The sequence below is a fragment of the Actinomycetospora endophytica genome, from assembly GCF_021026375.1.
GTDB lineage: Bacteria > Actinomycetota > Actinomycetes > Mycobacteriales > Pseudonocardiaceae > Actinomycetospora > Actinomycetospora endophytica.
In genome coordinates this window covers 41761-55520 of the sequence record NZ_JAJNDB010000007.1, presented here as the reverse complement: position 1 = coordinate 55520, position 13760 = coordinate 41761, and the positions used below count along the sequence as shown (strand labels likewise).

At 74.1% G+C, this 13760-nt stretch carries 13 protein-coding genes; all 13 read right to left on the bottom strand.

The window, feature by feature from the left end:
• Window positions 1–9: 9 nt before the first annotated feature.
• Window positions 10–216, bottom strand: a complete 207-nt coding sequence (locus LQ327_RS26560; RefSeq protein WP_230738832.1) for an AtpZ/AtpI family protein — start codon at window positions 214–216, stop codon at window positions 10–12.
• A 268-nt stretch (window positions 217–484) separates the two neighbouring features.
• Window positions 485–1630, bottom strand: coding sequence for a glycosyltransferase family 4 protein (locus tag LQ327_RS26555; protein ID WP_230738831.1), 1146 nt, complete (start codon window positions 1628–1630; stop codon window positions 485–487).
• Between the two features lie 23 nt (window positions 1631–1653).
• The gene (gene glyA / locus LQ327_RS26550; protein ID WP_230738830.1) at window positions 1654–2943 is read right to left on the bottom strand and encodes a serine hydroxymethyltransferase; all 1290 of its coding nucleotides are present in this window, start codon (window positions 2941–2943) and stop codon (window positions 1654–1656) included.
• 134 nt (window positions 2944–3077) lie between these two features.
• Window positions 3078–4088, bottom strand: a complete 1011-nt coding sequence (gene tsaD / locus LQ327_RS26545) for a tRNA (adenosine(37)-N6)-threonylcarbamoyltransferase complex transferase subunit TsaD (protein ID WP_230738829.1) — start codon at window positions 4086–4088, stop codon at window positions 3078–3080.
• Window positions 4085–5332: an L-threonylcarbamoyladenylate synthase gene (locus LQ327_RS26540; RefSeq protein ID WP_230738828.1), complete on the bottom strand. Its 1248-nt coding sequence runs from the start codon at window positions 5330–5332 to the stop codon at window positions 4085–4087. Before LQ327_RS26540 ends, tsaD begins: the two co-directional genes overlap by 4 nt.
• Window positions 5329–5835 (bottom strand): tRNA (adenosine(37)-N6)-threonylcarbamoyltransferase complex ATPase subunit type 1 TsaE, encoded by a 507-nt coding sequence (gene tsaE, locus LQ327_RS26535; protein ID WP_230738827.1) that lies wholly within the window; start codon window positions 5833–5835, stop codon window positions 5329–5331. The genes LQ327_RS26540 and tsaE overlap by 4 nt, the downstream gene beginning before the upstream one ends.
• Before the next feature lie 132 nt (window positions 5836–5967).
• The gene (locus LQ327_RS26530) at window positions 5968–6612 is read right to left on the bottom strand and encodes an L-threonylcarbamoyladenylate synthase (RefSeq protein WP_230738826.1); all 645 of its coding nucleotides are present in this window, start codon (window positions 6610–6612) and stop codon (window positions 5968–5970) included.
• Between the two features lie 143 nt (window positions 6613–6755).
• Window positions 6756–7601: a peptide chain release factor N(5)-glutamine methyltransferase gene (gene prmC / locus LQ327_RS26525; RefSeq protein ID WP_230738825.1), complete on the bottom strand. Its 846-nt coding sequence runs from the start codon at window positions 7599–7601 to the stop codon at window positions 6756–6758.
• A complete protein-coding gene (gene prfA, locus LQ327_RS26520; RefSeq protein WP_230738824.1) occupies window positions 7598–8746 on the bottom strand; it encodes a peptide chain release factor 1 in 1149 nt (382 codons plus the stop codon). Before prfA ends, prmC begins: the two co-directional genes overlap by 4 nt.
• A 100-nt stretch (window positions 8747–8846) precedes the next feature.
• Window positions 8847–9065: a 50S ribosomal protein L31 gene (gene rpmE / locus LQ327_RS26515; RefSeq protein ID WP_230738823.1), complete on the bottom strand. Its 219-nt coding sequence runs from the start codon at window positions 9063–9065 to the stop codon at window positions 8847–8849.
• 162 nt (window positions 9066–9227) lie between these two features.
• Entirely contained in the window at window positions 9228–11330 is a 2103-nt protein-coding gene (rho, locus tag LQ327_RS26510) for a transcription termination factor Rho (protein ID WP_269071026.1), read from the bottom strand.
• Between the two features lie 487 nt (window positions 11331–11817).
• Window positions 11818–12711 (bottom strand): homoserine kinase, encoded by an 894-nt coding sequence (gene thrB / locus LQ327_RS26505; RefSeq protein WP_230738821.1) that lies wholly within the window; start codon window positions 12709–12711, stop codon window positions 11818–11820.
• A 2-nt stretch (window positions 12712–12713) separates the two neighbouring features.
• A complete protein-coding gene (gene thrC / locus LQ327_RS26500; RefSeq protein WP_230739256.1) occupies window positions 12714–13730 on the bottom strand; it encodes a threonine synthase in 1017 nt (338 codons plus the stop codon).
• Window positions 13731–13760: the final 30 nt, after the last annotated feature.

The following is a 13760-nucleotide window of genomic DNA, read 5'->3' as shown; positions in this document are numbered from 1 at the left end:
TCGTTCACATCAGCTCCCGAGGAACTTGCGCATCTCCGTGTAGGCCAGTCTCGCCGTGGCCGCGATCCCCAGCGCCAGCCCGATCAAGAGGAAGATCGGGAACGTACCGGCCAGGTGATCGACCAGCCACCCCAGGAGTGTGGGTCCGATGAGGCAGCCCGCCAGAGTGGTGCCCAGACCGAGGAGAGCCCATCCGTCCGCCCGCGAATCCGCCATGCCCGGTCGCCCACGCCCTCATGCGGTACGCAGGGCTGACGCGTTCATGGTCAGTCCTCCTCGACGACGACCGGCGACGCGGAACCACCCGGCGCCACGTTGCCGTGCCGTCCTCGGGCGGTCCGGCTCTCACTCATCTGGACCACTCGATTTGCCCCGTTTCGACGGGACGCGAGGAACCTATCACACCCCCTACGACGACCTGTCGTCGTACGTAATCCGCTACTCAGCACCCGTGTGGTGATCGAACTCGGATGCCGGAGAACGATCACCGGGCGCGTAGTCGGGGCACCGCCGAGGCCAGTACCGCGACGAGCAGCCCGAAGGCCACGAGCCCCACGACGAGGAAGACGTCGGTGATCAGCGCCAGGGCCACGGCGCCGAACGCGAAGACCCCGGCCCACAGGTAGATCAGCAGGACCGCGCGCCGCTGCGAGTGCCCGATCTCGAGCAGGCGGTGGTGCAGGTGCATCTTGTCCGGCGCGAACGGGCTGCGTCCGGCGCGGGTACGGCGCACGACCGCGAGCGCCAGGTCGAGCAGCGGGACCAGGACCACCGCGGCGACGACGACGATCGGCGCCAGCAGGGCGAGCGCGTTGCGGGGCGCGGAGTCCGCGTAGGTGATGCGCCCCGACGCGCTCGTGGTGGCGGCCGCGAGCATCAGCCCGATGAGCATCGAGCCGGAGTCGCCCATGAAGATGCGGGCGGGCTGGAAGTTGTGCGGCAGGAACCCCGCGCACGCGCCGGCCAGCACCGCGGCGATCAGGGCGGGCGGGTAGGCGGTCACGTCGCCGCCGCGCTGCTCGAGCAGACCGAGCGAGAAGGCCAGGATCGCGAGCGAGGCGATCATGCCGATCCCCGCGGCGAGACCGTCCAGACCGTCGACGAAGTTGACGGCGTTGATCAGCACCACGCAGATGAACACGGTGAGGACGACGCCCTGGTTGGGGTCGAGGATCAGCAGGGTCCAGTCGCCGCCGTCGGGGATGGGCAGCACGAACCACTGCACCCCGAGCAGCACCAGCACGCCCGCGGAGGTCGCCTGGCCGGCGAGCTTGGTGAGCGCGTCGATGCCGAAGCGGTCGTCGAGCGCGCCGACCAGCACGATCAGCCCGCCCGCGACCATCACGGCGCGGGTCTCCGAGGAGTAGTCGAAGGCACGGCGCAGCACCGGCAGCTGCGAGGCCACGAACACCCCGGCGAGGACGCCGATGTACATGGCGACCCCGCCGAGGCGCGGGATGGGCACGGTGTGGACGTCACGCCCGCGCGGGACCGCGATGGCCCCGGCGCGGATGGCCAGGCGCCGGACGACGCCGGTCACCAGGAACGTGACCACCGCCGCGGAGAGCCCGACCAGGAGGTACTCCCGGATCGGCAGCCCCTGCGGGACGAACGGTGGCGACGGGTCCACGCGCCCAGATTAGACGGGGGCCCTCAGCCCCTCGGGTAGGCGGGGAACCGGGCGACCAGTGTCGACACCTCGTCGCGCACGTCCGCGAGGGTCCGCTTGCCGTCCTCGCTGGTCTCGTCCGCGGTCACCGCGGCCGCGATCAGGCGCGCGACCTCGGGCATCTCCGCGGTCGTCATGCCCTGCGTGGTGATCGACGGCGAGCCGACCCGGATGCCCGACGCGGTCATCGGGGGCTGCGGGTCGTACGGGATCGCGTTCTTGTTCAGCGTGATCGCGGCCAGCCCGCTGCGGGCCTCGGCCTCCTTGCCGGTGACGCCGAGCGGCTGCAGGTCCAGCAGCGACAGGTGGGTGTCGGTGCCGCCGGAGATGGCGCGCATCCCGTGCGACTCCAGGCCCTCGGTGAGCGCCTGGGCGTTCGCGATGACGCTGCGCGCGTAGGCCTGGTAGTCCGGGGTGGCGGCCTCGGCGAGCGCCACCGCCTTGCCGGCGACGGCGTGCATGAGCGGCCCGCCCTGCAGGAACGGGAAGACGGCCTTGTCGAGCGCCTTGGCGTGCTCGGCCTTCGAGACCAGCATGCCGCCGCGCGGGCCGCGCAGGACCTTGTGCGTCGTGAAGGTGACGACGTCGGCGTAGGGCACCGGGCTGGGGATGGCCTGGCCGGCGACGAGGCCGATGAAGTGGGCGGCGTCGACCCAGAGGATCGCGCCGACCTCGTCGGCGATCTCGCGGAACTTCGCGAAGTCGATCAGGCGCGGGTACGCGGTGGCCCCCGCGACGATCATCTTCGGCCGGTGCTCGAGCGCCAGCTCACGGACCTGGTCGTAGTCGATGAGCCCGGTGTCCTCGCGGACCGTGTAGGGCACCGGCTCGAACCACTTGCCGGAGAAGCTGACCTTCGCGCCGTGGGTGAGGTGCCCGCCGTGGGGCAGGCTCATGGCCAGCACCTTGTCGCCCGGCTGGCAGAACGCCGCGTACACCGCGAGGTTGGCGTTCGCGCCGGAGTGCGGCTGCAGGTTGGCGTGCTCGGCGCCGAAGAGCTGCTTCGCCCGCTCGATGCCGATCTCCTCGGCGCGGTCGACGACCTCGCAGCCGCCGTAGTAGCGGCGGCCGGGGTAGCCCTCGGCGTACTTGTTCGACAGCGTCGAGCCGAGCGCGGCGAGCACCGCCGGGCTCGTGAGGTTCTCGCTGGCGATCAGCTGGAGTCCGCCGCGGAGCCGCCCGAGCTCGTCGTCGAGGACCTGGGCGATCTCCGGGTCCACGGCGGAGAGGGCCTGGTAGTCCGGGCCCCAGAAGTGCTCGTCTGCGCCTGCCACGGTCGTGTTACCTCACTCTGGTCGGGGTGGACCGCATGCGGCCGCGTCCCCGGAGCGGGACGACGGCGTCGGTCCGGATTCAGTACGACGCTACCCGGACCGGCCCTGCCCGGTCGGGGCGATTGTGCCGGTGGTCACCAGTCGGCGATCGTCAACGAGGTGTCCGGGCGCGGGCGCGCGTCCAGGCCCCGGGCGAGGTAGTCCCACGCGGCGAGCCCGATCATGGCGCCGTTGTCGGTGGACCAGCGCAGCGGCGGCAGGCAGAGCGACACCCCGGCCTCGCCGCACAGCTGCTGCGCCGCGGCCCGCACCTGCGGGCTCGCCGCGACTCCCCCGACGACGACGAGGCAGCGGCTCGGGTAGCGCTCCAGCGCCCGGCGGCACTTGGCGACGAGCACGTCGAGGCACGCGTCGACGAAGGACGCGGCCACGTCCGCGTGCGGGTGGTCGGGGTTCGCCGCCAGGAAGCGCGACACCGCCGACTTCAGCCCGGAGAAGGAGAAGTCCAGCTCCAGGTCCTTCGCCGGGCGCGGGAAGGCGACGTCGGCGGTCCCGGCCTTGGCCAGCATGTCGATCGCCGGCCCGCCCGGGTACGGCAGCCCGAGCATGCGGGCGACCTTGTCGTAGGCCTCGCCCACCGAGTCGTCCCGCGTCGACCCGACCAGCTCCACCTCGCCGGGGCCGGCCAGGTGCGCGAGCAGCGTGTGCCCGCCCGAGACCAGCAGGACCATGGCCGGGTACTCGACCCGCCGCTCGTCGAGGTCGGCGCTGCGCAGGTGCCCGCGCAGGTGGTTGACCCCGTGGACCGGCAGGCCCCAGCCGTCGCCGAGCCCGACGGCGCTGTTCGTCCCGACGACGAGCGAGCCGATCAGCCCGGGACCGCGGGTGACGCCGATCGCGGTGAGGTCGGCCGGGCGCAGGTCGGCGTCGGTGAGGACCTTGCGCACCGTCGGGAGGATCGCGTCGACGTGCGCGCGGCTGGCCATCTCGGGGTAGACGCCGCCGTAGCGGTCGTGCAGCTCCACCTGTGAGGCGACGGCGGCCGCGACGACCTGGCCGTCGGGACGGACGACCGCGACGCCGGTGTCGTCGCACGACGTCTCGATGCCGAGCATCAACCCGTCGTCGGGAAGGACCGTCGTCATACGCTGCGCTCCTCTCCGATGACCCGCGCGATCTCCGTGGCCGGGACCACGCCCTCGCGCTCGATCCGCGGCGTGTCGAGATGGCAGTTGACGACCGTCGACGCCTCCCCCGACCGCACCCCGCCGTCGACGACCGCGTCCGGGCGCCCCGCGAGCTGGTCGAGGATCGGGCCCGGCGCCTGCCGCGTCGGTTCGCCGTGGGCGTTCGCGCTGGTCACGAGCAGGGCGCCGACGTCGGAGAGCAGGGCGCGCAGGTCGGGGTCGGCCGGCACCCGGACGCCGACCTCCTCGCGACCGGCCAGCCACGGCGGGGCCTTCCCGGCGTCGATGCCGAGGGCCACGGTGATCGGTCCCGGGGAGAACGCCGCGAGCAGCCGGCGCGCCGTCTCCGGGACGAGCACGCCGAGCGAGGGCAGCTCGTCCGGGGTCGCGACCATGATCGGGAGCTCGCGGGTCCGCGGACGGTCCTTGAGGGCGAAGAGCCGGTCGATCGCCTCGGGACGGCGCGGGTGCACGGCGAGCCCGTAGACGGTGTCGGTCGGCAGCAGCGCGACCCCGCCGTCGAGCAGGGCCTCCCGCGCCGCGGTGAACCCGTCGCCGCGGAACCGCACCGACGCCTCGGTGAGCGGCGCGGCGCTGACCACCGGCGGGTCGTGGTCGCCGGCGCGCAGCCGCTCGGTCAGGGCGTCGACGTCCGGCGCGTCGAGCCCGGTGTCGTGGGTGGCCAGGCCGTGCTCCGCGAGCAGGGCCGCCGCCGGGGCGCGGCGGGCGCCCGCGAGCGCGACGGTGCCCTCCCCGACGCGTTCGGCCAGGTCCTTGACCACCACGTCGAACTCGCCGTGGCGCAGGGTGACCTGCCCGTCCGCGTCGGTGAGCGAGGCGTAGACGGCGGTGCCCCCGGCCGGCCGCAGGACCAGCGCCGGGGTCCGGGCCGCCTGGGTGGTGAGCAGCGCGAGCGAGTCCACCGCGACGACCGGGATCTCCCGCGCGAACGCGACGGCGTTCACGTACGCGATCCCGGCGCGCACCGAGGCGAGGTTGCCGGGCCCGACGTCGACGGCGAGCCGGTCGAGGTCGGTCACCGAGCGCCCGGCGTCGCGGATGACCTGGCCGGCGAGCACCCCGACGTCGACGAAGCCCGGGTCACTGCGGTCCGCGGTCGCCCGCGCGACGACCGTCCCGCCGTCGAGCAGGGCGGCCCCGTAGAGCCGTGAGGAGGTCTCGACGGCGAGGGTGAGGGTCATTCCGGGCTCCGGGCGGTGCTCGTTCCGGCGGCGACGGCGTCGAGCACCGGGGCCCACCGCGCACCGCCCCGCATCGTGATCTCGCGCGCCGACGCGTCGTCGGGCCGCGTCGCGAGGTGGACGTAGAGGGGGTCGACGAACTCGCTGGTCACGAGGGCGCCCCACTCGACGAGCGCGATCACCTCGTCGAGGTACTCGTCGAGGCCGAGGTCGCGGAACTCGGTGAGGTCGGCGAGGCGGTAGGTGTCGACGTGCAGCACCCGGGGCCCGGGCGTGGCGTAGAACTGCGCGAGCGAGAACGTCGGGCTGGAGACGGCGGCGTCGGAGCCCAGCGCGGCGACGAGCGCGGACACGAAGGTGGTCTTCCCCGCCGCGAGGTCCCCGGTGAGCAGGACCGCGTCCCCCGCGTGCAGGTGCGGCGCGAGGTCGGCGGCCACGCGGGCCGTGCCCTCCGTGCCCTCGACGCGGCGCACCGTCTCGTGCGCGCTCACCTGCTTCTCCATCGCCGCTCCATGATAGGAGCAGCCGGGGCTGGGGCCTCGCGACGGGCCCGGCGACCCATGATCATCGGGCCTGGGTGGTCGTCCGTCTGGACCCGGGACAGCCATGCAGGCCCGTTGATCACCGGGACCGCCTCAGGCGACGGCGGGCGTGCGCCCGAGGACCTCGCCGATCTGGGCGGTGCTCACCGCGCCCTCCCGCCGCACGACCGGCTCGGCCCCGGTGAGGTCGACGATCGTCGATCCGCCGTCGCTCTCGAGCGCTCCGCCGTCGAGGTAGATCTCGACGGCCTCGCCGAGCTGGGCGTAGGCGTCGGCGCAGGTGTGCGGGACCGCCCCGCCCCCGGCGTTCGCCCCGGTCATCGCCATCGGCCCGCACTCGCGCAGCAGCTCCAGCGCCACCGGGTGCAGCGGCATCCGCAGGACGACGGTGCCCCGGGTGCGGCCGAGATCCCACGCCAGCGACGGCGCGTGCGGCAGCACGATCGACAGCCCGCCGGGCCAGAACGCCTCGACGAGGTCACGGGCCGCGCTGGGGACCACGGAGACCAGCCCGTCGATGGTCGACCAGCTGCCCACCAGCACCGGGACCGGCGTCTCCGGTCCGCGTCCCTTGGCGGCGAGCAACGACCGCACGGCCGGCTGGTCGAACGCGTCCGCCCCGATGCCGTAGGAGGTGTCGGTGGGCACGACGACGAGCCGGCCCGCACGCACCGCAGCCGTGGCCGCGGCCAGGCCGGCCGCCCGGGTGTCGGGCACGCGGCAGTCGAAGGTGGTCACGGCGGGGAGCCTAGGACGTGCGGCGACGCGCCCCGGTAGGGCGGCACGACGGGCACACAGCGCATCCTCCCAAGCACCTCACCATGCCCCAGGTGCTCCTGATCATCGAACGGGGCGGCGACCTACGGGACGGCCCAGCGACCTCAGGCCGCCCGCTGACGCGTACCGACGGCGACGCGCGGCCGGCCCGCCAGGTCGGAGCGGGTCCTGACGTCGGCGAACCCCGCCCCGGCGAGCACCTCGAGTACGGCAGGCGCGTGCGACTCGTCGTGCTCCACGGCCACCCGCCCGCCGTCCCGGAGCAGCCGCGCCGCGGTGTCGGCCAGCGGCCGGATGACCGCGAGACCGTCCGGCCCGCCGAACACCGCCTCGTGCGGATCGTGGTCGACCTCCGGCCCGACCGCCGTCCCCTCGGGCACGTACGGCGGGTTCGCGACGACGACGTCGACGGTCCCCTCGAGCAGGGCGAGCGTGCCGCCGTCGGTCACGTCGGCGCCGGTGAGCCGCACCGTCGAGCCGGCGAGGTTGCGGCGCGCCCAGGCGAGCGCGCCCTCGTCGAGCTCCACCGCGTGCACCTCGGCGTCCGGACGGGCCGTCGCGAGGGCCAGCGCCAGGGCTCCGGAGCCGGTACAGAGATCGACCGCCCGCGGCTCGGCGATCCCGCGCATCGCCGCGACCCCCTCGGTGAGCAGCAGCTCGGTCTCGGGGCGGGGCACGAACACTCCCGGCCCGACCGCGACCGACACCGGCCCGAGCACCGCGCTGGTCAGGAGGTGCTGCAGCGGCTCGCGGGCGGCGCGGCGCTCGACCAGCGCGTCGAGGCGCTCGACGTCCGAGTCGTCGAGCTCCGGGGCCAGCACGAGCCGGGTGCGCGGGACACCGAGCACGTAGGCGGCGAGCAGCTCGGCGTCCACCCGTGGGCTCTCGACCCCCGCCTCGGCCAGGCGTGCGGCGGCGTCGGCGACGCGGGTTCGGGTCAACGTGCTCATCGGGCCCTTCCTTCCTGCCCGGCCTCCTGGGCGGCCTCGGCGAGCCGCTCCTCCCGGTCGGCGGCGCGCAGCGCGTCGAGCACGTTGCCGAGGTCGCCGTCGAGGACCCGGTCGAGGTCGTGGGACTTGTAGCCGATGCGGTGGTCGGAGATGCGGTTCTCGGGGAAGTTGTAGGTGCGTACCCGCTCGGAGCGGTCGACGGTGCGGACCTGGCTGCGCCGGTCGGCCGACGCCTCGGCCGCCTGTGCCTCGTCACGCATGGCCTGCAGCCGCGAGCGGAGCACCTCCATCGCGCGCGCCTTGTTCTGCAGCTGGGAGCGCTCGTTCTGGCAGGACACGACGACGCCGGTGGGCAGGTGCGTGATCCGCACCGCCGAGTCGGTGGTGTTGACGCCCTGCCCGCCCTTGCCCGACGAGCGGAACACGTCGATGCGCAGGTCCTTCTCGTCGACCTCGACCGAGGCGTCCGCGGCATCAGCCTCGGGGTACACGAGCACCCCGGCCGCCGAGGTGTGGATGCGCCCCTGGGACTCGGTGACCGGCACGCGCTGCACCCGGTGCACGCCCCCCTCGTACTTCAGCCAGGCCCAGACGCCGTCGCCCGGGGAATCCGACACGGTCTGGCCGGGCGCGGACACCGTGACGGTGACGTCCTTGTAGCCGCCGAGGTCGGACTCGGTCGCGGCCAGGACGTCGACCTTCCAGCCGCGGTGCTCGGCGTAGCGGGAGTACATCCGCAGCAGATCCCCCGCGAACAGCGCCGACTCCTCGCCGCCCTCGCCGGAGCGCACCTCGACGACGACGTCGTGGCCGTCCGACGGGTCGCGGGGCACCAGCAGCTCGCGCAGCCGCGCGCGCAAGGTGTCGACGGTCGACTCCAGGCTCTCCGCCTCCGCGCCGAACGCGGGGTCGTCGCGGGCCAGCTCGCGGGCGTCCGCCAGGTCGGCCTCGGCCTGCTCCAGCTCACCCGCGGTCGCGACGACGGGGGCCAGCTCCGCGTAGCGGCGGCCCAGCCGGCGGGCGAGCGCCTGGTCGGCGTGCACCTCCGGATCCGCCAGGCGCGCCTCGAGACCGGCGTGTTCCTCCACGAGCGCGCGCACCGACTGCTGCGTCGCGTTCGGGTCCTGCCCCGCCACCTGCGTCATCTTTCCCGCTCTCTACAACTCCCGGCGCCTCGTCCAAACGCACGAACGCCCGCCGTCCCCGCCCCGGGGTGCCGGGGTGGGACGGCGGGCGTCGCGGGAGCTACTTGCGGCCGGCGCGCTTGCCGTACCGGGCCTCGAAGCGGGCGACCCGGCCACCGGTGTCCATGATGCGCTGCTTGCCCGTGTAGAAGGGGTGGCACGCCGAGCAGACCTCGACCGTGATCGCACCGTTCTGCTTGGTGCTGCGCGTGGTGAACTGGTTGCCGCAGCCGCAGGTCACCTGCGTCTCGACGTACTCGGGGTGGATGCCCGTCTTCATCTCTGGCTGGTCCTCTCGTATCCGCCGCCGGGTCCCCGTCGTGATCGTCGGGGTGAACCGGAAGCACCTGTCGCCGGAGTCATTCTCTCAGGACCGCCGACTCCTCACGTCAACAACCCCGGGCCGGAGCGTGTTCCCGGCCCGGGCGCCCTCGACGACGGGCTAGACGTCCTCCTTGCCGGGGGTCGTCTTCGCGACCTGCATGAGGAACTCGATGTTGGTCCGCGTCTTGCGCAGCCGGTCGAGGACCAGCTCGATCGCCTGCTGCGAGTCGAGCGCCGCGAGCACCCGCCGCAGCCGGTGCATGACCGCGGTCTCGTCCGGCGAGAGGAGCAGCTCCTCCTTGCGGGTGGACGAGGCGTCTGGGTCGATCGCCGGGAAGATGCGCTTGTCGGCGAGCTTACGGTCGAGCTTGAGCTCGGCGTTGCCGGTGCCCTTGAACTCCTCGAAGATCACCGTGTCCATCGTCGACCCGGTCTCGACCAGCGCCGTCGCGAAGATCGTCAGCGAGCCGCCGTCCTCGATGTTGCGCGCCGCGCCGAGGAACCGCTTCGGCGGGTAGAGCGCCGTCGAGTCGACACCACCGGACAGGATCCGGCCCGAGGCGGGCGCGGCCAGGTTGTAGGCCCGGCCGAGGCGGGTGATCGAGTCGAGCAGCACGACGACGTCGTGGCCCTGCTCGACGAGGCGCTTCGCGCGCTCGATCGACAGCTCGGCGACCGAGGTGTGGTCCGACGGCGGCCGGTCGAAGGTCGAGGCGATGACCTCGCCCTTCACCGTGCGCTGCATGTCGGTGACCTCCTCCGGGCGCTCGTCGACGAGCACGACCATGAGGTGGACCTCGGGGTTGTTCGTGGTGATCGCGTTGGCGATCGCCTGCAGCACCATCGTCTTGCCCGCCTTCGGCGGCGAGACGATCAGGGCGCGCTGCCCCTTGCCGACCGGCATGACCAGGTCGATCACGCGGGTGGACAGCATCTGCGGCTCGGTCTCGAGACGCAGCCGCTCGTTGGGGTAGAGCGGCGTGAGCTTGGTGAACTCCGGGCGGCGCCTGGCCTGCTCGGGGTCGAGCCCGTTGACGGTGTCGACGCGGACCAGCGGGTTGAACTTCTGCCGGTTCTGCTCGTTCTCCCGCTGCTGGCGGACCTGGCCGGTCACGGCGTCACCGCGACGCAGCCCGTGCTTGCGCACCAGCGATAGCGAGACGTACACGTCGTTCGGGCCGGACATGTAGCCCGAGGTGCGGACGAACGCGTAGTTGTCGAGCACGTCGAGGATGCCGGCGACCGGGATGAGGACGTCGTCGTCGCGGACCTCCGGCTCGCGGCCGCCGTCCTGCCCGGCGCCGCCGCCCTGGCCGCGCTCGCCGCGGTTGCGGCGGCGGTCCCGGAACCGGCGCCCGCGACGACGGCCGCCGCCGCCCTCGTCGTCGTCGTCCTCGTCGTTGTTGTTGTTGCGGTTCTGGTTCTGGCCGCCCTGGTTCTGGCCGCCGCCCTGGTTGCCGCCACCCTGACCGCCGTCGCGGTTGCGACCGCCGCCCTGGTCGTTGCCGTTCTGGCCGCCGCCCTGCCCGCCGTTGCGGTTGCGACGGTTGCCGCGGTCGCCGTCGCCACGACCGGAGTCCTGGTCGGCGTCCGTGTCCTGCCCGGAGTCGCCGGACCGGCCCTGATCGGAGGTGCCGTTGTTCCGGCCGCCGTCCTCGCGGGGCGCGCGCTCGGGCGCCTCGGCCGGCGCGGCGGCGGGGGCCTCGACGGATCCGGTGGCCTCGCCGGCGCCCGAGTCGGAGCCGGCGGACTCGGAGCCGGGGCCCGCGTCGCGCCGGGCGCTGCGCCGCGACCGGCGCGGCGCGGCCGGCGCACTCGCCTCCGCGGCCTCGCCCGCGTCGGCGGCGGGCGCGTCGGTGGTGGCCGTGACGGCCTCGGCGACGGTCTCCGCCGTCTCGGGGGTCGCCGTGCGCGGCGCGGAGTCGGCCTCGGCCGGCGCCTCCGGCTCGGACTCCGGGGTCACCGCGGTCTTGCGGCGGGCGGCACGACGACGGGCGGGCTTGGCCGCGGCCTCGTCGTCGGCGGCCTCGCCGGCCTGGGGCGCCTCGGTGGCCTGCGGCGCGGCGGCCGGCGCCTCGGGCTCCTCGCCGAGCGGGAGCTGGGCCGCACCCCCGCCGCTCTGGCGCTTCTTGATCTCGTTGATCAGGTCACCCCGGCGCATGCCGGTGGTGTCCGTGACGCCGAGCGTCCCGGCCAGCTCGCGCAGCTCGGCGAGCACCATGCCGGAGACGCCGCCACGGCGGCGCTTCTCGGTGCCGCCGGAGCCGGACGTCGGGGCGTCGTTCCCACCCGGGGCCTCGGAGGAGGCGGCGTCGGTGGAGAGGACGTCGGTTTCGGTCACGCAGGTCCTTCCTGACCGGCTCGGGCCATGCTGCCCGGGCCAGCGGACATGTCCGCACGCCTCTGGTTCACGCGTGCGGTTTCGCCGTAACGACACGGTTCACGGGATGACGGAGTGGAGGTTCGGCTCCCGGGAAACACGATGCGCTGCGGAACATCTTCGGGGCCAACGACCACGCGTGGAGCCGTCCGAGAACGCCGAACCACCTGCGCCACCGGGCGGATGCGGTTCCGGAGCGGGGAAGACCATCCCGGGATTCCGGGACGTGGCACCGGCGCGGATCACGCTGGTCGCTGTCGTGGCCCAGGGTAGCCCCACCCGCCACCCGCGGCAACAACCGGGTGGTGTCGGCGTGCCGGGGCGATCCTCAGTCGGTCACGACGGCACCGTCGGTGTCGATCGGCAGCCACATCGTCGTGAACCCGCTGGTGGGGAGGTCGGCCGGCAGCGGGTCGCCGGTGGTCAGCGCGAGCACCGTCGGGCCGGCCCCGGACACGACCGCGGGCACGTCCGCGGCGCGGAGCGCGTCCACCAGATCCGCGGTCGCCGGATAGGCCGGACGCCGGTACGGCTGGTGCAGCCGGTCCTCGGTCGCCGGGAGCAGCAGATCCGGTGCACACGTGAGCGCGTGCACCATCAGCGCGGAGCGCGCCGCGGTGAACGCCGCGTCGGCGTGCGGGATCCGGTCGGGCAGCAGCCCCCGGGTCGCCTCGGTGGAGCTCGAGTCCCCGGAGACGAACACGACCGGCACCACCTCGGGCCGCGGCGCGAGCCGGGTGCCCCGGAAGGAGCCGCCCTCGCACCAGGTCACGACCAGGCCGCCGTAGAGGCAGGCGGCGACGTTGTCGGCGTGCCCGTCGAAGCGCGCCGCGAGATCGAGCACCGCGGCGTCGTCGGGGGCCTTGCCGGGCCCGAGCAGCGCACAGGCCGCGGTGATCCCCGCGACCGCCGCGGAGGCCGAGGAGCCCAGCCCGCGGCTGTGCGGGATCTCGTTGTGGCAGGTCAGGTGCAGCGGCGGCCGGGCGACGCCCGCGAGGTCGAACGTCGCGCACGCGGCCTTGAGCACGAGGTGGCGCTCGTCGCGGGGGACCCGCCCGGCGCCCTCGCCGTGCACGTCGACCACGCTCGGGCCCTCGTCGAGCGCGGTCAGCTCCACGTGGTCGTGCAGGCCCAGCGCGAGGCCGAGGGTGTCGAAGCCGGGGCCGAGGTTCGCGCTGGTGGCGGGGACCCGGACGCGGACGGTGGGACTTTCCGTACCCACGGTCAGCCGAGACCGAGCGCGTCGGCGACGGCGTCCACCCGCTCCGGGACCACGACCGGCTCGGGCACGTCGGCCAGGGCGGTGCCCGGGTCCTTGAGCCCGTGGCCGGTGACCGTGCAGACGACGACCTGCCCGGCGGTGAGCTCACCCGCCGTCGACCGCGCGAGCAGGCCGGCCACGGAGGCCGCCGACGCGGGCTCGACGAACACGCCCTCGCGCGCCGCCAGCAGCCGGTACGCCGCGAGGATCGCGTCGTCGTCGACCTTGGTGATCCGGCCCCCGGACTCGTCCCGCGCCGCGACCGCGCCGTCCCAGGAGGCCGGCGACCCGATGCGGATGGCCGTCGCGAGGGTCTCCGGGTGCGACACCGGGGCCCCGTCGACCAGCGGCGCGGCGCCCGCGGCCTGGACGCCGTGCATCTCCGGGGTGGACTCGACGACGCCGTCGCGGTGGTACTCGACGTAGCCGCGCCAGTAGGCCGTGATGTTGCCGGCGTTGCCGACGGGCAGCACGTGGAGGTCGGGCGCGCGCCCGAGCTGGTCGCAGATCTCGAACGAGGCCGTCTTCTGGCCCTCGATGCGAGCCGGGTTCACCGAGTTGACGAGGGCGATCGGGTGCTCCTCGGCGGCCTTGCGGGCCAGCTCCAGGCACGCGTCGAAGTTGCCCTCGAGCTGCAGGATCCTCGCGCCGTGCGCGGTGGCCTGGGCGAGCTTCCCCAGCGCGATCTTGCCCTGCGGGACGAGCACCGCGCAGGTCATGTCGGTGCGGGCGGCGTAGGCGGCCGCGGACGCCGAGGTGTTGCCGGTGGACGCGCAGATGACGGCCTTCGCGCCGCCGGCCGCCGCCTCGGTCATCGCGACGGTCATGCCGCGGTCCTTGAACGACCCCGTCGGGTTCGCGCCCTCGATCTTGAGGTGCACCTCGCAGCCGGTGAGCGCGGAGAGGTGCTGCGCCGGCAGCAGCGGGGTCCCGCCCTCGCGCAGCGTGACGACGTCCCAGCCGTCCTTCACGTGCGGCATCCGGTCGGAGTAGGCGCGGATGACCCCCGG

Excerpts from the sequence above, each read along its gene's own strand:
- tsaD (WP_230738829.1), bottom strand. The coding sequence starts at position 4,088 with ATGACGACGGTCCTTCCCGACGACGGGTTGATGCTCGGCATCGAGACG.
- rpmE (WP_230738823.1), bottom strand. The coding sequence starts at position 9,065 with ATGAAGACGGGCATCCACCCCGAGTACGTCGAGACGCAGGTGACCTGC.
- rho (WP_269071026.1), bottom strand. The coding sequence starts at position 11,330 with ATGGTGCTCGCCGAGCTGCGCGAGCTGGCCGGGACGCTCGGCGTCACG.
- thrC (WP_230739256.1), bottom strand. The coding sequence starts at position 13,730 with ATGCCGCACGTGAAGGACGGCTGGGACGTCGTCACGCTGCGCGAGGGC.
- tsaE (WP_230738827.1), bottom strand. The coding sequence starts at position 5,835 with ATGGAGAAGCAGGTGAGCGCGCACGAGACGGTGCGCCGCGTCGAGGGC.
- prmC (WP_230738825.1), bottom strand. The coding sequence starts at position 7,601 with ATGAGCACGTTGACCCGAACCCGCGTCGCCGACGCCGCCGCACGCCTG.
- LQ327_RS26540 (WP_230738828.1), bottom strand. The coding sequence starts at position 5,332 with ATGACCCTCACCCTCGCCGTCGAGACCTCCTCACGGCTCTACGGGGCC.
- prfA (WP_230738824.1), bottom strand. The coding sequence starts at position 8,746 with ATGACGCAGGTGGCGGGGCAGGACCCGAACGCGACGCAGCAGTCGGTG.
- LQ327_RS26560 (WP_230738832.1), bottom strand. The coding sequence starts at position 216 with ATGGCGGATTCGCGGGCGGACGGATGGGCTCTCCTCGGTCTGGGCACC.